This is a genomic window from Salegentibacter sp. (assembly GCF_036568425.1).
In the GTDB taxonomy this organism is placed as follows: Bacteria; Bacteroidota; Bacteroidia; order Flavobacteriales; family Flavobacteriaceae; genus Salegentibacter.
The window spans coordinates 1-19,732 of sequence record NZ_DATCSO010000067.1; the positions used below are offsets into that span (position 1 = coordinate 1).

Consider the following 19,732-nt stretch of genomic DNA (forward strand, 5'->3'; position numbering starts at 1 on the left):
TTTATTTGAATTTTTGACTGCACTTTTCAAAGATAGAAATAAAGTTGAAATTACCCAGAAAATAGTATGGACTAAGGAAGTACTAATTTAGGTATTAACCATCCTAAAAATTCTTTCTGTATCGATTAAAAAGCTGTTGGATAAAAAATCTACCGTAGTATCTTTCTTTTGAACCATCTTCATCCTGTGACACCAAAGTAAAAATATAATTCTAAAAGCAATTCACAACATAGGTATTCCAAGTCATTATCTTCTGCAAACCAGGCAAGGTTTGAGAAGCCGACAACTAATATATCAACTTTGGAAGAACAAAATCTTATCTCAATTTCCACCTTTACTAAAACATCTCAAAACTTTGAGTAAGATTTAAAATCCATAGATCAAGAATCAAATTAATATTCAAAACGTTAAAATTTGTTAAAGCGAGACCAATCCGGTGACCATTTTTTTTTGCCCTCTGGAAAGGCTTGTAAATACTATAAGCTTCAAAAAATGGTCGTTCCCTCCGACTCCACTTAACAACCCGGTAAGCACTATGTTTACTGGGTTTTTTGTTTTTTTATGATACTGTTTTATATCAAATAAACCCCCTAAGCGAGACCAATATGGTGACCTGAAATTGCTGCACGGCTTAGATACCTATACTTTAATTAGATCCTTTGCCCATACCTGGTAAATTTCCCCTGAAATTCTAATTTTTTAATTCTGCATACAAAACATAAGCTGCTTAAATTCTACATAAAAAGTTTCCTCTGCCGGAAAATTTAGTTTTGAAGTGGCTCTGCTGCCACTTAAGGTTCTTAAGAGCTGGTAGTTAAGAAATATAATTTTAATTAATCTGCTCTTACATCCTTCGTTGAGAACAATTTTGTTGTTTTTTATATTTCCTCTGGTTTCTGAAGGTGAATTCGGATCAGGCTAAGCCCTAAAATAAAAACCTTCCGGGAATTCCCGGAAGGTTCTTCATTATTTGAAAAAAAATAGATCTTGCCCTTAAATCAGCCCCGAAATATTTCCTTCCAAATCAACTGATATTTTTTCTGAAGCGGGAAATGCCGGTAGTCCAGGCATTCGCATCATATCTCCGGTTATAGGAATCAGAAATCCGGCACCGGCAGCTATTTCAATTTCTCTTACATTTAGCGTAAATCCTGTTGGTCTTCCTAAAAGGTGAGGATCATCAGACAAAGATTTTTGCGTCTTGGCAATACAAACAGGTAACTCTTCCAATCCCAGGTTTAAAATAGTCTTCAAATTTTTCCTGGCTTTAGGCGAAAACTCTACTTTGTCTGCACCATAAATCTTTTTTGCAACAGTTTCAATTTTAGAAACCACATCGAGTTCCCATTGGTAAAGTGGTTTAAATTCTGAATTATTTTCCTCAATGGCTTCTAAGACTTTAGCAGCAAGGTCTAGAGCTCCCTCTCCTCCTTTTGCCCAACCATCAGAAAGGGCTACTTTCACATTTAGTTTTCTGGCCAGATCAAAAATAACCTGTATCTCTTCATCGCTATCGCTGTAGAATTTATTTATGGCAATAACCGGGGTTATATTATATAACTTAGCATTTTCCAGATGTTTTTCAAGGTTAGGAAGTCCTTTTTTCAAGGCATCTACATTAGGAATAGTAAGAGAGTTTAAATCTGCTCCTCCGTGATATTTGAGGGCCCTTATTGTAGTAGTCATAACCACTACCTTAGGCGCAAGCCCGGCACTCTGGCATTTGATATCAAGAAATTTTTCTGCTCCAAGATCAAATCCAAAACCTGCCTCGGTAACAGTATAATCAGACAGGCTCATCCCCATTTGGGTTGCGATTACCGAGTTTGTCCCTTGCGCGATATTTGCAAAAGGACCTAGGTGAATAATTGCAGGATTTCCTTCAATGGTTTGCACCAGGTTTGGTTTAAGCGCGTCTTTTAGCAAAGTGGCCATAGCCCCTTCAGCTTTAAGATCGCGGGCATAAATTGGCTTTTTCTTGTAGGTGTAACCGATAAAAATATTTCCTAAACGCTCCTTTAGATCTTCCAGGTTTTCTGTAAGACACATAATCGCCATAATCTCGGAAGCTGCAGTAATATCAAAACCACTTTCCCGTGGAATTCCCGAACCAGTTCCTCCAAGGCCTATAACAATATTCCGAAGCGAACGATCATTGACGTCCATGACTCTCTTTAAACTAACAGTTCGGGGATCAATTCCCAGGTTGTTGGTTTTTGACTGAATATTATTATCAACCAAGGCAGCAAGAAGGTTGTGTGCCTTTTCAATTGCCGAAAAGTCTCCGGTAAAATGAAGATTGATATCTTCCATTGGAAGGACCTGAGAAAAACCACCTCCGGTGGCGCCTCCTTTAATTCCGAATACCGGACCTAAAGAGGGTTCCCGTAAAACTACCGTGGTCTTTTTTCCAAGCCGGTTCAGGGCTTCTGAAAGTCCTATGGAAACGGTTGTCTTACCTTCTCCTGCCGGCGTTGGGGATATAGCTGAAACCAGGATCAGGTTGCTATTCTTTACCTTATCCCTATCAATTCCGGAAAGTGGAAGCTTGGCTTTATACTTTCCATACATTTCAATATCTTCAGAGTCAAGTCCTAGTTTCCGGGCAATTTCAGTAATTGGTTTTAATTCTATCTTTTGAGCAATTTCAAGGTCGCTAAGTGGCGTAGTGGTTTTCATTTATTTCCTGCTTTTGATTACACAAAATTACATTCGAAATAAACCATGAAAAATGATAGCTATCAGGTTATACAAAATTTTTCAATCGTTTGCGAAGATTTTTAATTTATAAATTTTGACTTTTCCTAATATTTAAAATGCATCATTAAATTTTTAGAAATTGAAAACCACTGATATCAAAATAAAATTTTAGAGCATGCAGAACTATTAGGAGAAAAAGCTTTGATACGACAGGCTCCTTTTTCTTTAGGCGAAGGGACTATAATCCCGCGGCTCGTGCTGAACGGTAATCCATTGCAACCGCGTAAATTTTTCCAGTATAAACTTACCGTTAAAACGTCCTAATCCTGAACCTTTTTCCCCGCCAAATGGGGCGTTAGGTTCATCATTCACCGTTTGGTCATTAACGTGAATCATCCCTGTTTCTACTTTCCTGGCAAAGGCTACTCCTCTCTCTGTATTTCTGGTAAAGACAGCACCAGTTAAACCAAAGTCTTTTGAGTTTGCTATTTTTAGAGCATCTTCCTCAGAAGAATACCTAAGAATTGGAGCTACAGGTCCAAAGATTTCATTTGCGGCAATTGGCATATCGTCTCTCACCTTATCGATAATGGTAGGCTCCAGTACATTTCCTTCGGCTTTACCTCCTGTTTTTATAATGGCGCCATCGCCAGTACTGGCCTTAATATCCTTGAGGATTCTTTCAACCTGATCCTGATCAATAAGCGGTCCTACAACAACTCCTTCTTCGGCAGGGTTTCCATAGCTCAATTTTTTGGTAGCTTTTACGAATTTTTCCACAAACTCATCCGCAATATTTTCGTGCACTACAAACCTATTCACAGACATACAGATTTGCCCCTGGTTCATAAATTTTCCGAAGACAGCAGCTTTTACCGCTAAATCAATATCAGCATCTTCCATAACTACAAAAACATTGTTACCTCCCAGTTCCAGGGAAACCTCTTTTATATTTTCCCCTGCGATCTTCCCGATATTCCTGCCTACAGGAGTAGAACCTGTGAAGGAAATATGATTTGGGATAGGATGCTTTACAAAATCATTTCCAATACTTGAACCTTTACCTATTACCACATTCAGTACCCCTTTAGGCAAGCCGGCTTCCTCGAAGATCTTTGCAGTTAAGGTAGCGCCCGTTACAGGAGTTGAAGAAGCGGGCTTTAACACAACTGTATTTCCTGTTGCTATAGCAGGAGCAACAGACCTCATTGAAAGATTCAAAGGAAAGTTCCACGGACTAATAATACCAATTACACCAAGTGGTTTTCTATAAGCACGGCTTTCTTTTCCGGGTATGATAGAATCATAAATATAACCATGACTTCGCGTAGGAAAAGAAGCAGATTCTTTCATAATTCCCTGGGTGATCTGGATTTCCACTTCTGCCTTAACCCGGGTACTCCCACCTTCCTTTATCAACCATTCTATTATCTCTTCTTTTCTCTCTGAGATAATCTCAACAGCTTTTTGAATTATTGCTGAACGCTCTTGTGGCAGGACCTTACCCCATTCCTCGGCGGCTTGCTTTGCAGCTTTATAAGCTCTATCAACATCTTCCTTATTCGCCCCGATAAAGGTGTTGATTTCAGACTTATCATAGGGGTTTACATTTTTAATTTCAGAATTGTCATTTCCTTCCAGCCATTCGCCGTTTATGTATTGCTTGTTCAGGTGCTTGTAACTTTCCATTTTTGTTTTTAATATAGAAAAAACAACTACGGAATAAAGTTAAGAAACTGGTAAAAGGTTAGTTAGATTGATTCTGAAGATGCGCTGAGAAGGAAAAGAATCTTCAAGCCACACAAAAGATCTGCTGCTCTGTATGTTTAATACATCAACTATTAGTATCAGGTAGTTTTTCTTAATAGAAAATCCTCCATGTGTGTGTGAGGAACTTTAGTTCCAGGTATTAACCTCAAGATTTATGCAGCATAATAATTTTACTCTATGAGATTCGACAAGCTAGAAAACTCCCTATTTTGATGATTTAAAAAACCTTCTTCAGAAATAATATTCACTTCAACCAAAAAAATCATTAAATTAGGCTATTAAAATCCTTTAGCAGAAAGTATCTATTCTTTAGAAAAGAATTAAAATTAACTCCCCCAGATAGTTTTAAAATCTTGTTATCGTAACACTCTTAACCTAAGCCGGTGTTCTTTTGTTTCTTTAAGTATCCCAACATTTAAAGAGAGGAAGCAACACTAATTTTTCCATTTGTGAACAATTAAATAAATTCGGCAATGGCCCAACCTATAAGAATATTAATAGTTGATGATGAAATGATTGTTGCCGCAAATATTTCTGTGCAACTCACAGAATTGGGCTACCAGGTTTCAGGAATTATTCCCAGGGGCGAAGATGCTTTAAACCATTTGAAAAATAACATCCCGGATATTGTATTAATTGATATTCAGTTAAAGGGAGAACTCGATGGAATAGAAACTGCACAGAAAATGCAGGAATTGCATAGTAATCTGGCCATAATTTATCTTACCGCCAATGCCGATGAGGCTAATTTCAACAGGGCAAAATCAACCCATCCCTATGCTTTTATCTCAAAACCTTTTAAGAAGCTCGATTTACAACGCAGTATTGAACTCACCATAAATCGGTTAAAATGTAACATCATCACTTCCTCAAATGGAGCTAAGACCGAAAATTCTACGTTTGTTCTTAGGGAATGCCTGTTTGTAAAACACCAGGAAACCATGGTTAAGGTTGATATTAAAGCTATTCGCTATATAGAAGCCGAACGTAATTATTGCAGGATTTTCTCTACCGAAAGAGAATATTTGCTGGTTGCTACCCTTAAAGACATGGATAAGAAACTTCCCCTAAAACATTTTTTCAGGATTCATAGATCTTACATCATCAATCTTTCCAGAATAGACGAGATAGCCAGCACCCATGTGGTTATTTCTAAAAAAGCCATTCCTATGTCTAAAGGTATACGACCAGAATTATTAAAAAGGCTACAAAGCCTTTAGGCCCTGCTCAAAAATTTGGTCGTTTAGGACAGAATTTTTGTCTATTCATCCTAAACCTCTTGTTTTCAATTAATTCCATAGGTACATTATACTCAAATTATTTAAAATCAGGAAATTATGAAAACTGTAAACCTTATTGCTTCGCTTTTTGCCATTATTGTATTCCAATCCACCAACCTCTTTTCTCAAAACGCTAATGTCAATCAGGCTTTTTGGGTACACGAAGACCAGGTAAAACCATCTATGCAGAAGGAATATGAAGCCGTTACCAAAGATTTTATCGCAGCCTGTAAAGAACATAATATAAAAGATACAGATTGGGCAACGGCACGTGTTGATGGTGGAACCTACTTAAGCATTTCCCCAATTAATAGTATGGCCGATTTTGATAAAAATCCCATGGCGCCTTTAGCTGAAAAAATGGGAGAAGAAGAATTTAGAGAAATATTTAACCGTTTTGATAAATGTTATGATAACCACCGCAATTACGTGGTACATCTTATAGACGACATGTCTTATATGCCTAATGGGCTCAACACTAACACCTCTGGCCAGGATTACAGAAAATGGCATTTCTTTCACGTAACACCACAAAATGTCGCAAAGCTTCGTAATAAAATGAAGGAGATTAAATCTCTATATGAAGAGAAGGATGCCAACCAATACTTTAGAGTTTACCGAAGTGGCTTTGGGACAAATGGGGATTACTATCTCGTAGTAATTTCAGCAAAAGATGCACAAACTTATGCAAAAACTTCTGCAGAAACAGATGAACTTCTTGGTGCAGAAGGTGTAAAACTATTTGATGAAATGATGCAGTACGTTCAAAAGTATGAATCTAAAACAGGTCGTATGAGATCTGATTTGGCTTACACCGCTGTAAAATAATAAGAAAAAACGATGAAAACCTTACAGCTATATATAATCACTTTGGTGACTGTATTGTTTACTTCATCTCATTTAAAAGGGCAAACTCATACAGACAAGGCAGTTGTAAAACAAATATATGACGTCTTGCAGAATAAAAACCCCAGCTCACAAGAGATTGCAGCTTTAAAAGCAGGGATAAACTGGGATGAAGTAAACCCTGGAAAGGCAGCCAGGGACAAGTACAGCATTAGCCTAAGCGCAATAATGAATAACGCATGGGGAAACATTATGTTTGATGATCTCAAATTCCAGATACCTGAAAAAAATAAGGTGTTAGTTACAGGGATTGTAAATGGGCGCCAAGCCACAGAATGTGAATATATCTCAAGCCGGTTTAAGCATTCCTGGTCTTTGCAAGGTGGAAAAATCGTGGGCTTTGTAGAATAAACACAAACCGAAAAGCATGAAAACAGTGGGTATTATAGGGGGCTCAGGTTTTATTGGAAGCTACATCACCCGGAAATTTTTGCAAGAAGGCTTCGAAGTAAAGGTCTCGGTAACCGATATCAATAAAAGCTAGAAATACCAACATCTTTTTGATCTTAAGAATCCAGGTAAGCTCCATATACAGGCATTTAGGCTGTAAGATCTAGAGCCTTTAAGGGATTTCATAAAAGACTGTAATATTATTATTCATAGTGGCACTCCGTTTCAACTGGATGTAAAAGATCCGCAATCTGAACTTTTTGATCCCACAATAATCGGAACTCAAAATTTTCTTGAAGCCATAAAAATTTCACCAAATACCGAAAAAGCAGTTTTTATCGCCTCTGTTGCAGCCTATAACACCAATTTCCCTATGCCGGCAGAAGGTAAAAGTTTCACCGATACTTTTGATGAAAATGACATTAGGTCTAGTAGCCAGGAAAGTCATCCCTATGCACAAGCCAAATTTATTGCAAACCAGGTAGTAGAAGAATTTATTCAGTCTAACCCTGAAGTTCCATTTGAAATATGTTCGGTTTCTCCCGTGATGGTTATGGGAAAATCTTTATCAGCCAGAGAAGACTCCACCTCTATCGGCTTACAATTTTTAATTAAAAATAAAATTGCCCCAGATGATTTTATTCAGAGCATATATCATAACAATGTTCCTTTTGCTGTTGTAGATGTTGAGGATGTGGCAAATGCTGCTTTCAGCGCGGCGACGAAAAAAAATTTGCACGGCAGGAATTATCTTTTAACCAGTGAAACCTACAAAGTATGGGATATTCACCAAATGCTGAATCAAAAAGAACCTAAGGAAAAAGCGCAAATCATCTATAAAAACGATCTCGCAAAATTGGAACTGGGCACTCAGTTCAGACCTGTAAAAGAAACCTTAAACGGTTACTCAAGCCAAAATAGAAATATATCAGAAGAATAATTTATTCCATTAAGGATTTTATTTACAGATCAAATTATGCCTACTAGTTGAAATGCTTTCTAAACAGCTTTTTTGATCTTACATAATTCAATAAGGCAAATCATATAGTATATTTGCAAGGTGAAATATTTATTTCCCATACTTGCCCTTTTCATTCTAGTAAGGCCCTTTTCTCCTTATGCCGAATATATTTTGAATTATGATTATATCTCTGAAGTATTATGTTTAAATAAGGACAAACCTGAATTGGACTGCGATGGCAAATGCTATCTTATGCAATCCCTGGCCGAAGCTTCTGCTGAGGATGGTAATAACAGGAAATTCCCGCCGAAAGAACTGGATTTTCAGTTGCTGTTTTTCAATAAAGATTCATTAACCCAGGATATTTCTGAATTTGAATATAAGAGCAGCCTCAAATATGATGCTCACTCTCACCTCTCCTATCATTTTTTTACTGGTAGTAAAATCTTTCGACCACCAATAAGTTAGTTTTTAATTTCCTGATTTGCCGGTATGCTTTTTAAAAGACCGGCTTGCACTTATTCCATAATTAAACACTAATAAAATACTTATGAAACTATTTAAAATACACTGGTTCCTGCTTATATTTTTAAGTATCGGTTTCTTCTCCTGCAACAATGAATCTGAAGCCAGGAAACAATATGAGGAAAATTATGACGAAGTTCTGCGTATTCATGATGAAGTAATGCCTAAAATGGGCGAATTAAACGCTCTTTCCATGAGACTGAAAAAGAAAATAGATACCACCTCAAATGATTTACAAAAGCATGAAGAAGCCATAAAAGACCTCGAAAATGCTCATGATTTCATGATGGATTGGATGCACGATTTTTCCGATAATTATGTTAGGAATCAGCCTGCCCTGGAAGAACTTTCCGAAGAAGAGATTAAAAAGAAAAACCAGGGACTCGAGGAGGAAATTGAAAAAGTAAATCAGATGAAGGAAGCGGTAAATTCCAGTATGGAGAATGCCCGCAACCTGCTAATCGATTAAAGTTTACTTGTAGGAATTCCCTTTTTACGGTATATTTAAGAATCAAATTTTAAAGTAAAAACCACATGAAAAGATCAATCACGCTTCTTTTATTTTTTATCCTCAACGGTTTGTTTGCGCAACAAAGCGGACTTACCCCTGAGGATGTAGCAGATATCCAACAAATCTCCAACGCAGTTATTTCTGAAGACGGAGAGAAGATTGTCTACCAGCTTCTGGTACCGGCCGATCCTACCAAGGAAAATGTACCGGCAACCACCCATCTCTATGTTTACAACACCAGCAACAAAACGGCTACCCCATTTGTAACCGGATATAGTGCCTCGAATGTAAAACTGAGACCGGCTCACAACAGCATCAGCTTTACCACCAAAAAGGAAAACGATAAGGCTACAGCTTTATACGAAATTAGCCTGAACGGTGGAGAAGCTCAGAAACTCTACGAGTTTGAAGGTAATATTTCTTCCTACGACTGGCAGGCCAACGGAACCAAACTGGCTTTTGTGTCAGCAGTTAAAAAAGAGAAAGATAATCCCCTTCCTTATCAACCCGAGATTTACGAAACCGATCTTCGGCAGGCATCAGCGTATATGGTAGACCTTAATGATGCCAGCCCAAAGAAACTGGAAGTGGAAGGCCATGTTACTTCGGTACAGTGGAGCCCAAACACTACCAGTCTTGTGGTAAGCGCAGCTCCTTCTTCCCTGGTAGACGAATATTATACCAGCCAGAAGATCTATTTTGTAGATGCCAATACTTCAAAGATTACATCAAAAGTTGATCATACAGGTAAAATGGGAGCTATTAAATGGAGCCCCGACGGCAAACGAATTGCTTTTATAGCAGGGGGAGATCAGCACGATCCTATTGAAGGCCGCATCTTCATCGCTGAAACTTCCGGAGGAAGCCCGCAAATCCTTCAGAAAGACTTTGAAGGTCAGTTTCACCAGCTTGAATGGAAGGACAACAAAAGCCTTACCGTGCTTGCCAGCGAAGGAGTTTACAGCAGCCTGTTCAGCCTGGACATTAATGGAAAGATGAACAAGATTTTTACAGATCGCAACCTTAATATCACCGGTTTTTCTGCAGCTAATAATAACAGCATAGCCTTTACAGGAAATTCTGCGGAACATCCCAGAGAACTTTTTATGCTGAATTCCAGGAATTCAGCACTTATCAGGATTACAGACTCCAACCCATGGTTGAAAGACAGAAAGCTAGGTAAACAGGAAGTGATTACCTACAAAGCTGAAGACGGAATGGAGCTTCAGGGTATTCTGATACATCCTTTGGAAACTTCAGGAAAGACCCCGTTGATAACTGTTGTTCACGGCGGTCCCGAAGCACATTACGACAATGGCTGGCTCACTGCCTATAGTATGCCCGGGCAGGTTGGCGCCGCTGAAGGTTATGCGGTATTCTATCCTAACTACAGGGGTAGTACAGGTAGAGGTATGGAATTCGCCAAATCCAGCCAGGGAGATCCTGCCGGAAAAGAATTTGATGATATTATTGATGGGGTAGATCATCTTATTGAAAACTATAATATCGATAAAGATAAAGTTGGAGTGACCGGCGGATCTTATGGAGGTTATGCCACCGCCTGGATGGCCACCCGCCACACCGATAGGTTTGCAGCCGGGGTAATGTCTGTGGGTATTAGCAACAACATCTCAAAATGGGGTACCAGCGATATCCCGGAGGAAATGTTCCTGGTACACAGCCGCAAACGCATCTGGGACGATTACCAGTTCTACCTGGAGCGCAGCCCGATCTTTTATGCAGGCCAGGCTAAAACTCCTCTGCTTATTCTCCACGGAAAAGAAGACACCCGTGTAAATCCCGGACAATCTTACGAGTTATACCGTCACCTTAAAACCCGTACAGATACTCCTGTAAGGTTAGTGCTTTATCCCGGTGAAGGCCATGGTAACCGAAAAGCTACCGCCAGGTATGACTTTATGCTTAGAATGTTACGTTGGTTTGACACCTACCTCAAGGAGGGAGCCCTCGAAATTCCGGAAACAAATCTGGAACTTCAGGGGAAGTAAGGAAATGATTTATAAGACATTAAAAAGCCGGTCTGCATTTGTGCATTTGTAGACCGGCTTTTTTTATTAGAATGGTTAATACTATGATTTAATTACGGCCGCCGCCATTACCATTGCCACCGCCACCGCTGTTGTTACCACCGCCGCCGTTTCCGCCGCCGCTGTTACCGCCACCGCCACCGGTAGTCTTTCCAACTATTTCTATATCCATATAGGTAAGGTTATTAGCAACATCCAACATTCCAACGCCGCCTCTTCCAGCTTCTGCATCTTCTGTTGCATGCACCTCTCCCTCATCTTCCTCTTCTGCCACAATTATCGTAGTAGAATTAGTGATGAAAGTGTTTAATCCGGAATCTCCATCAAAGCTATAAGTAATCCTGTAAGATCCCGTCCCATCATTCAATTGTTTCAAATCCCAGGTATAACCGTATATTATTTTACCTTTAACATTAACTTCGGCATTAAAGTAGCCAGGGCCATCTGCTGCCTCAGAAAGTGACTGGTTTAAAATTGGTTCGTTGATAAGAAGAACCTCACCACCTTCATTATCAACCCATTTTGAAGCTTCTGCATCCCATATCAATTGATTTAACCTGTTATCATCCCGGTCTACATTAAGTTTCTGAATGGTCATCCTGGTACGCTCGGAATAAACGGTAGCCTGCATTCCAAAAGTTGGATCCTCTTCTAAGGTAGGTTCGTAAATAACACCATCAAGATCGGTTTGAAGTCCGTGTACTTCATCGGTGCCCCAGCCATCAACATGCCTCATTGGATATTGAAGGACAGGTACACTTTCCCCTTGATCGGCTACATTTTCATATATAACTAATTCGGTACGTACCCTGGATTTAATGGTCCAGTCTATAGACTCCAGGTTATCACCCCAATCGATAAAATCAACTTCCACAAGCCCTACTGCATTGGCATTATACGCTTCCCAGAAGTTGTTCGCATCTTTCTGTACCCAGGCTTTATAAAGCCCTCCTTCAGTCCCCGGCTCAGTTTGGTCTAAACATAAAAATTCATTAGAAGGACTGGGAGCACAACTGTAAATAGGTGAATCCGGATCTACAGGTTCAGGACCCCAAACGAACCACCATTCTCCTGAAAGTAAATACTCGGCTTCTCCCAAATTAGCAGGAGGAGTTCTAAGAGTTTTTGCTATTCCTTCTGCCCAGATTACCGGGAAGGACAAATTGTTCCCTGCAGCCTCTTCTTCTGCTGCAGGTGCTTTTACTTTGGCATCGACTTCAAAAAGCTGTTCGTTCAACTCTTCTTTTTCACATCCGGTGAAAAAGACCATGAGCACGGCAATTGCTGCCGATTTTAAAAAAGTACTAAATAATTTCATCGCTTTGGTTTTTTAAGGTTAATAAATTTCGAATTTTCACCCAACACTCTGAAATTAAATAAATTAAATAGCTTTCCCGCTAACCCTCGCTATTATAAGACCCCTTTTAAGTCCCGGTAGTAATGACAAAAATCACTGTTTCTGAAGCAAGTCTGGCACAGCAGTGTTTCTTTTCTGTTAGGAATAGATTTATTTATAATACTTCCTTAAAAGATCAGGATTAACAGACTTAAAAATTACAGTCTAATTACTTGATTTTAAATTAATTAAACCCTATTTCAAAAAACCTAAAATGACATTTGTCATTGTAGTCGCGGGGATTTATTTCTAATTTACTTCACATACGTCACCTATTAATCGTTTAAAAAACCTCATATGGCACCTGTTCTATATTCTACCGAAAACATAGCCCCGGATATTCCGGCTCCTTTAAGGAACCGGGCCGATTATTTGTTCTTTAAAAAAGGCCAGTTGATTTATCAGGAAGGAAGCACTCCTCTTGGCGCTTATTTTGTTGAAAACGGGAGTATAAAGATCACTAAACTGGGGAGTTCAGGAAAGGAACAGATTCTGAGGATTGTGACTAATGGCGAACTGCTTTGCCTCTCAGACCTGTTCTCCCAAAGCAGGTATGGAAATTCTGCCAAAACCCTGGAAGACTCGTCCCTGTTATTTATTTCTAAACAGGATTTCTGGGAAGTTTTAAAAGAGGATGAGCGTATTTTCCGAAGTCTGCTGCAGCAACTGGCTCTCAATATTAGGAAAGATCATGAAAAAATAGTTGGCCTTGCCTACAAACCAGTACGGGGGAGACTGGCCGAAGCCCTGCTTAGCCTCGATAGTAAATTCAGCTTCAACGGCAGGAAAGCCCATCAGATAACAATCACGCGGGCCGACCTCGCAGGCTATGTAGGCACGGTTAAAGAAACCGTTAACCGACTTCTCTCAGAGTTTAGGTCTGAAAAGCTTATCAGCACCCAGGGCACCCGAATTAATATCAACAACCCCAACGGACTCGAAAGAATAAGTCGGATGTACTTTTAATATTCTCTAAAATAAATGACTCAAAATTGAATCCAATATCCATTTTTGTACTTCAAATAAACTAACAATTAGAAATTCTTCTCATTTTTGAAGCCGTCCTGAGGGCGAATATTTTTTTATTCTTAGGATCTGGAAATGTTTTTGGCTTCTGGTTTACATTTAAAAAGAAAAAAAAACGCTCAATTTGGAAGTATTTTTGGTTTAATTTTAATGATCTGGATATTAGCCCAGGTAAGTGCCAAAAAGGGATTCGATGCTTTGCGAAGCCTAATAATTTGTTTCAACTTTAGACTAATTTATTGGGAAAAGTATTCTGTACCTAGCTTTACAAGATTTAAGCCACTAAATTTAATTTTAAGATCTGAAATTTAAAATAAAGCTTGTTCCTACATTCACCTTACTCTCTAAACTTATACTGCCCCCTAAGCTATTCATATAGTTATTGACCAGGTATAAGCCTATACCTTTACTATCCTGATGATCATGAAAACTCTGGTGTAACCCAAAAATTTTACTGCCTACCTTTTCCATATCAAAACCAAGTCCGTTATCAGTAAAGATAATGCGTATGAAATCATCGGTTTTTTGAGATGTAATATTAATTTTTGGAGTAATTCCGGGTCTGGAATATTTTATTGAATTTGAAATTAAATTGAGAAAAATACTGTGCAGATAAAAAACATTGAAATTGATATAGGGAACTTCCGTAAAATCTATGTTGAAAACAGTCTTTGAACCTTCAATCAGGGCTCTTAGTGGTTCAAGGGTATTGTCCAGGGTATCTTTTAGATTAATCTTTTCACATTTCACGTTTAATTTATCTTCTTCATTTAAAATATCAATATGCTTATTCAGGGTGTTTTTCAACTGAAAAGCTGAAGTTTCCAGCATTTCAATATTAAGCAGGTTATCTTCATCCTGGATTTTTGAAGTATCTATCAGGCTTAGAAGTGAAATTAAATTATTCACAGGAGACCTTAGGTCATGGGAGGTAGTATAGGTTAGTTGTTTAAATTCTGCATTTACTCTTGTAAGGTTCGCAAGAAGGGAGTTTCGCTCCTCCTCCAGTTTTTTAATATGGGTGATATTTTTTGCGATGGCATAAATTAATTTTAGAGAAGGTTTGGGAACAGAAGTCCAGGTGAGCCACACAATTTCCCCTGATTTGGTCAAATACCGGTTTTCAAAATTTAGAAGGGGTACATCTTTTTTAAGATGGTCTCTATAGCTGGAGGTAATACTTTTATCTCCTGGATATATATTATCACTTATTGGTCTGGAAAATAATTCTTCCTCGGTGTATCCCAACAATTTAAGAAAAGCAGGATTTACCCTTTTGAAATAACCGTCATATCCGGCAATACAAAGAAAATCGGTTGATGAATCGAAAAAAGGTTCAATATTAAATTGTTTTTCATCATTAAAAGAAGGCCTATCAGAAACTGGTATGGAATTTACTTTATTTTTCATCTGGTTTCATCTAGCCTTATGAGGCTTAAGAAAAATGTTTAGTTTCTGCGGAAGAGGAGCCCCAAAATATTCCTTTTTTTGAAATGTTTCATGTGGTTTTCCATGTTCATCTTTTATCATTTAAGAACAACATAGGATTTTTTCCTCTTTGGCTAATTTAGGGATAACATCTTTAAAGAAAACCATATACATTTTAAAAAACATGAATTCCAGGTTTTATCCTGGCTTCTTTCCGCTTTGAAATTTGTCAATCGGGAAGTCAAAGATGATGTTTTTGAGATCGCTGAAGTATGTCTTATTGTAATATTAACCGTCCTTCAGCCCTACACTGAAAATCAAAATCTACTCTCCACCAGCTCTATAGTCTAAAGCCTAATTGACTACCAATTGAAAAAACTTTCAACAAAACAAAAAAAATCCTACTTTTAAGAAGTCATTAATAAAGCACCCAAGGCATTTCCTACCTAGCTAAAACCCGGGAATCAAAAACCCGTTTCTTCATGGAAACCAATCAGTTTTCTTCCTGCAAAATAAGCGTTAAAGAAAACTATTCCCATTTGTTAGCTAATTTTTACCGCTGTAGCCGTTATAAATTAAGAATCCGTTTGGTGGGGTATGTCATTACTTAAGCTGTCGTGACCTTGCGCTTACATAAGTTTTACAGCTTCAAAAAACCACGGTAGATAAAATAAGTTTTAAAATGAAAAACATCAAAATAGAAAAGCTGGGAATTGAGGATTTAGAACTATTACAAAAGATTGGGAAACAAACTTTTGCAGATGCCTTTGGTTTTCAAAACACCCAAAAGAATATGGAGCGATATTTAGAAGAAAGTTTTTCCAAAGCAAGATTAAGAACTGAATTACTCGATAAAAACTCCGAATTTTATTTCGCTAAAATCAATCAGGAAACCGTAGGCTATCTAAAAGTAAATTATGGAAATTCCCAAACAGAATTTCAGGATGAAAATGCCCTGGAAATCGAACGGATTTACGTAATCCAGGAATTTCTTGGAAAAAAAATAGGACAAATGCTTTATCACAAAGCCATTGAAATTGGCAGAAAAAGAAATTCCGATTATATATGGTTAGGAGTGTGGGAAGAAAATCCCCGGGCTATTAGATTCTATGAAAAAAACGGATTTATAAAATTTGACGAACATACCTTCAATCTGGGCGGAGACATCCAAACGGATATACTAATGAAAAAAGAATTGAATTAAACCAGCTGCCTGAGCTTTGACTTAGTTTAAGCTACGATTCTACAACCTCACGTCAGGGTAATCAAGACACAGGTTAGTTCACCCTGATACAAGCCGCGAATTTACAACCTGCGGAGAACGATATTTTGATATTATATTTCATGAAACTTTCCGGCTCTAATTCCTGCAAATTGGGTTATCCTAAGGCAAAGACTTCAACAGGAATTGCCTTGGCTACAGTGGCGGAAAAATTCTCATACTATGGTGAGAGTTCAATCAGACGGCAATTAAATTTCCTCAAAATAAAAAATAGCTTCTATAGGTATTTTAAAGAGTTTGGAAATTCTAAAAGCTGTTGGTAGACTGGGATCAAATTTCTCTTTTTCAATCGCATTAATCGTTTGTCGGGAAACACCAATAATATCAGCCAAATCTTCCTGGGTGTAACTATTTTCAGCCCGAAGCACTTTTAACTTGTTTTTCATGTGTACCTTCTGGTATTAATAGTGACCAAAATCAAATAAGTTACTCCTATGAATATTACCAGGTTGCTTATTTCGGCATCAAAACCAATGAGATTGGTGGTATCGAGTAATGAATATGACAAGCCCACAACAACCGCTAATCCCAGCGTTAAAGCCAGAGATTCTAAATGAATCTTGCGTTCCAACTCATCAAAATTATTAAACAAACTTCTGTTAGCAAAAATCATTAAAATTCCATGAACAAAGTTTACTGAGACGGCTAGTACTGTTAAAACAGCGTGATCATCCCAAATGTACATTGGTCCAAAAGTAGCAATTGCCATTGTAGCCACCCAGCTCCAGGTCCATACTGCAAGGCTGTAAAGATTTTTTTTCGTTCTTTTCTCATTTTGATGTAATTAATAATTTACATTATGTAATGTTCACTTTACAAAAGTATGCTAAAAAAATCTAATTGTAAAGTTTTATTTACAAAATAATTAAAAGAGGTTCCCTGAAATTGAAACAACTTCTTAAATAAATAAATTTGCTAAAAGCGTATTAAGTAGATTCAAGAAACACAGCTCCCCTGCCCCTTGGGTTCCAGGGTCCCTTTGTACATCCAATTTCGTAATTCTAACTTCATTCCCTATCTTAGGTACATCAAAAATCCCATTTAAACATGATAAAAAAAATACCAATCTACGGACTTCTTTTGGCGGTTGGCGTGAGTTGCCAAACTCAAAAAGCAGTACCTGCAAAAACAAGTGAGGCCACAGCGCAAAAAGAATCAAAGGATGATATCAAAGCTTACGACGAGGTTATCACCGCTGACGCGGAGAGTGACGAAGGTCTTTTCACCACTCATTTTGTAGACGATAAACTCTATTTCGAAATTCCTCTGGAAATCCTGGAAAAAGACATGCTCTTGGTTAGCCGCATCGCCGGAGTGCCCGCAGGTTTTGGAGGCGGATATATCAATGCCGGTTCCAAAGCCAACGAGCAGGTGGTTCGCTGGTCAAAAAGAGGGAATCACATAGACATGAAAGTAATTAGCTTCGAGAATGAAAGCGAGGAAGGTACACCAATCTATCAGTCGGTTGCTGCTAATAACTTCTTCCCCATACTTTTCAGCGCAAAGATTGCGGCTTACAATGACGATAAAACTTCGGCAGTAATTGAAGTGAGTGATCTATTCAAAGAGGATGTAGCTGCAATCAATGGCGTTTCGCCAGCTCTCAAAAAGCGCTACAAAGTAAAAAAACTGGATAAGTCCCGCTCGTATATTACCTCGGCCAAAGCTTTCCCAAAAAATATCGAGGTGAAGCATGTAATGACCTATGAAGCCGAGGAACCGCCAGAAAGAGAGCAGGCCGGGACCATCACCATGATGATGAACCAGTCTATGATCCTCCTTCCGGAAGAACAGATGCAGCCAAGACTCGCCGATCATCGCGTGGGCTGGTTTACCACCCGCAAATATGATTATAATTCCGACGAGCTAAAGAGTGATGACTATAGAATCATCAACCGATGGCAGCTGGTTCCTAAAGATATTGAAGCCTACAAAAGAGGTGAACTGGTAGAGCCGGTAAAACCTATTGTTTGGTACCTGGATCCTGCCACGCCTGAAAAATGGAGACCTTACTTTAAGCAAGGGATTGAAGACTGGAATGTAGCCTTTGAGGCTGCAGGTTTTAAAAATGCGGTGATCGCCAAAGATCCGCCAACCAAAGAGGAAGATCCCGATTTTAGCCCGGAAGATGTGCGGTATTCGGTAGTGCGGTATGTAGCCAGCACCACCCGGAATGCTATGGGCCCTTCAGTAACCGATCCTCGCACCGGGGAAATCATCGAAAGCGATATTATCTGGTATCACAACCACCTGCGCTCCTACAGGAACCGTTATATGATTGAGGCCGGGGCACAAAAGCCTTCAGCACGTAGTCTTAACACCCCTGAGGAAGAGATTGGGGAGATGATGCGCATGGTGATCGCGCACGAGGTGGGCCATGCCCTTGGATTACCACACAATATGAAAGCCAGTTCAGCTTATGCCACAGATTCCTTGCGTTCTGCCGAATTTACTCAAAAGTATGGTCTTACCCCTTCCATAATGGATTATGCCCGGGTGAACTATGTGGCACAGCCAGGGGATGAAGAGGTGCGTTACATCAGGATGATGGGGCCTTACGACCTTTACGCGATCAACTGGGGTTACCGGTATATTCCTGAAGCCCAATCTCCACAGGAAGAAAAGCCTATCCTTAGCAAGTGGATCCTGGAAAAGGCCGGCGACCCTGTTTATGAATTCGGAAGTGGTTATGGCGGAATTGATCCTCAATCGCAGAGAGAAAGTCTTGGAGACGACCAAATCAAAGCCAGTGAGTACGGACTTGCAAACCTGAAAAAGGTAGTGCCAAATCTTGTGGAATGGACCTCAAAAGACAATACCGATTATTCTGAATTAACTGAAGTTTACCGCGAACTTACTTATATGTGGAGAGGCTATGTATCCCATGTGGTGGCCAACGTAGGCGGAGTCTATGAAACCAGGAAAACGGCTGATCAGCAAGGAACCGTCTATACCCACGTGCCCGAAGAAAAGCAGAGATCTGCCGTGGCATTTCTAAATGAACATGCTTTTTCAACCCCGGATTGGCTTCTGAATCGTGAGGTATTGGATCGCATTGAAGCCTCAGGAGCAATCGAGCGGGTACAAAACCTTCAAAGCCGGGCCCTTAACGATCTCCTCGATGAAGACCGTCTTCAGCGAATGATCAGTAATGAAGAGATGAATGAGGAAGCATACACCGCTGTTGAAATGATGAACGACCTTAGAAAAGGGGTTTTTAAAGAGCTGTATAAATCTCAGAAAGTAGATGCCTACAGGAGAAATATTCAGCGTGCCTATGTTGATGCCGCTGCAGAATATATTCAGAATCTTAGAAAGCAAGAAAACAGCGAGGTCACCTCTACCGATATAATCGCTTTAATGCGTGGAGATCTGGAGCAGTTAAGGAGAGACCTTAGAGCAAGAAGAAATCGGGTTAATGATCAACTGAGTGTTTACCATTGGAACGACTTGCTTGCAAGAATTGATACTGCTTTAGCTGTTGATGCCTGATAAGAAGAAAGCATTAT

General features: G+C 39.1%; 17 protein-coding genes. 11 read left to right on the top strand and 6 right to left on the bottom strand.

The window, feature by feature from the left end:
- Nucleotides 1–993: 993 nt before the first annotated feature.
- On the bottom strand, nucleotides 994–2,679 hold the full coding sequence (locus VIM94_RS06305) for a formate--tetrahydrofolate ligase (RefSeq protein WP_332038440.1): 1,686 nt from the start codon (nucleotides 2,677–2,679) through the stop codon (nucleotides 994–996).
- A gap of 246 nt (nucleotides 2,680–2,925) precedes the next feature.
- The gene (locus VIM94_RS06310; protein WP_332038441.1) at nucleotides 2,926–4,389 is read right to left on the bottom strand and encodes an aldehyde dehydrogenase family protein; all 1,464 of its coding nucleotides are present in this window, start codon (nucleotides 4,387–4,389) and stop codon (nucleotides 2,926–2,928) included.
- Between the two features lie 554 nt (nucleotides 4,390–4,943).
- Between VIM94_RS06310 and VIM94_RS06315 the strand changes: the two genes are divergently transcribed.
- The 8 genes from VIM94_RS06315 (at nucleotide 4,944) to VIM94_RS06350 (ending at nucleotide 11,052) form a co-directional block, all read left to right on the top strand.
- Nucleotides 4,944–5,690 (top strand): LytR/AlgR family response regulator transcription factor, encoded by a 747-nt coding sequence (locus tag VIM94_RS06315; RefSeq protein ID WP_332038442.1) that lies wholly within the window; start codon nucleotides 4,944–4,946, stop codon nucleotides 5,688–5,690.
- 117 nt (nucleotides 5,691–5,807) lie between these two features.
- Nucleotides 5,808–6,578 (top strand): hypothetical protein, encoded by a 771-nt coding sequence (locus VIM94_RS06320; RefSeq protein WP_332038443.1) that lies wholly within the window; start codon nucleotides 5,808–5,810, stop codon nucleotides 6,576–6,578.
- A gap of 12 nt (nucleotides 6,579–6,590) precedes the next feature.
- Entirely contained in the window at nucleotides 6,591–7,007 is a 417-nt protein-coding gene (locus tag VIM94_RS06325) for a hypothetical protein (RefSeq protein ID WP_332038444.1), read from the top strand.
- 16 nt (nucleotides 7,008–7,023) lie between these two features.
- On the top strand, nucleotides 7,024–7,140 hold the full coding sequence (locus VIM94_RS06330; RefSeq protein WP_332038445.1) for an NAD-dependent epimerase/dehydratase family protein: 117 nt from the start codon (nucleotides 7,024–7,026) through the stop codon (nucleotides 7,138–7,140).
- Nucleotides 7,141–7,230: 90 nt separating this feature from the next.
- A complete protein-coding gene (locus VIM94_RS06335) occupies nucleotides 7,231–7,986 on the top strand; it encodes an SDR family oxidoreductase (RefSeq protein ID WP_332038475.1) in 756 nt (251 codons plus the stop codon).
- Between the two features lie 120 nt (nucleotides 7,987–8,106).
- Complete coding sequence (locus VIM94_RS06340) at nucleotides 8,107–8,475, top strand: hypothetical protein (protein ID WP_332038446.1); 369 nt, start codon at nucleotides 8,107–8,109, stop codon at nucleotides 8,473–8,475.
- An 82-nt stretch (nucleotides 8,476–8,557) separates the two neighbouring features.
- Entirely contained in the window at nucleotides 8,558–9,001 is a 444-nt protein-coding gene (locus VIM94_RS06345; RefSeq protein ID WP_332038447.1) for a hypothetical protein, read from the top strand.
- Between the two features lie 65 nt (nucleotides 9,002–9,066).
- The gene (locus VIM94_RS06350) at nucleotides 9,067–11,052 is read left to right on the top strand and encodes a S9 family peptidase (RefSeq protein ID WP_332038448.1); all 1,986 of its coding nucleotides are present in this window, start codon (nucleotides 9,067–9,069) and stop codon (nucleotides 11,050–11,052) included.
- An 88-nt stretch (nucleotides 11,053–11,140) separates the two neighbouring features.
- On the opposite strand, the gene VIM94_RS06355 is transcribed toward VIM94_RS06350, so the two are convergent.
- The gene (locus tag VIM94_RS06355; RefSeq protein WP_332038449.1) at nucleotides 11,141–12,409 is read right to left on the bottom strand and encodes a hypothetical protein; all 1,269 of its coding nucleotides are present in this window, start codon (nucleotides 12,407–12,409) and stop codon (nucleotides 11,141–11,143) included.
- Nucleotides 12,410–12,784: 375 nt separating this feature from the next.
- Here VIM94_RS06355 and VIM94_RS06360 point away from each other — a divergent pair, with 375 nt between their 5' ends.
- Nucleotides 12,785–13,453 (top strand): Crp/Fnr family transcriptional regulator, encoded by a 669-nt coding sequence (locus tag VIM94_RS06360; RefSeq protein WP_332038450.1) that lies wholly within the window; start codon nucleotides 12,785–12,787, stop codon nucleotides 13,451–13,453.
- 354 nt (nucleotides 13,454–13,807) lie between these two features.
- Here VIM94_RS06360 and VIM94_RS06365 read toward each other — a convergent pair whose 3' ends face one another.
- A complete protein-coding gene (locus VIM94_RS06365; protein WP_332038451.1) occupies nucleotides 13,808–14,923 on the bottom strand; it encodes a PAS domain-containing sensor histidine kinase in 1,116 nt (371 codons plus the stop codon).
- Nucleotides 14,924–15,623: 700 nt separating this feature from the next.
- Between VIM94_RS06365 and VIM94_RS06370 the strand changes: the two genes are divergently transcribed.
- Complete coding sequence (locus VIM94_RS06370; protein ID WP_332038452.1) at nucleotides 15,624–16,145, top strand: GNAT family N-acetyltransferase; 522 nt, start codon at nucleotides 15,624–15,626, stop codon at nucleotides 16,143–16,145.
- A 266-nt stretch (nucleotides 16,146–16,411) separates the two neighbouring features.
- On the opposite strand, the gene VIM94_RS06375 is transcribed toward VIM94_RS06370, so the two are convergent.
- Both VIM94_RS06375 and VIM94_RS06380 read right to left on the bottom strand, forming a co-directional pair.
- Nucleotides 16,412–16,609, bottom strand: coding sequence for a helix-turn-helix transcriptional regulator (locus tag VIM94_RS06375; RefSeq protein WP_332038453.1), 198 nt, complete (start codon nucleotides 16,607–16,609; stop codon nucleotides 16,412–16,414).
- Entirely contained in the window at nucleotides 16,606–16,908 is a 303-nt protein-coding gene (locus VIM94_RS06380) for a hypothetical protein (protein WP_332038454.1), read from the bottom strand. Before VIM94_RS06380 ends, VIM94_RS06375 begins: the two co-directional genes overlap by 4 nt.
- A 362-nt stretch (nucleotides 16,909–17,270) precedes the next feature.
- Here VIM94_RS06380 and VIM94_RS06385 point away from each other — a divergent pair, with 362 nt between their 5' ends.
- Nucleotides 17,271–19,715, top strand: coding sequence for a zinc-dependent metalloprotease (locus VIM94_RS06385; RefSeq protein WP_332038455.1), 2,445 nt, complete (start codon nucleotides 17,271–17,273; stop codon nucleotides 19,713–19,715).
- Nucleotides 19,716–19,732 lie beyond the last annotated feature (17 nt).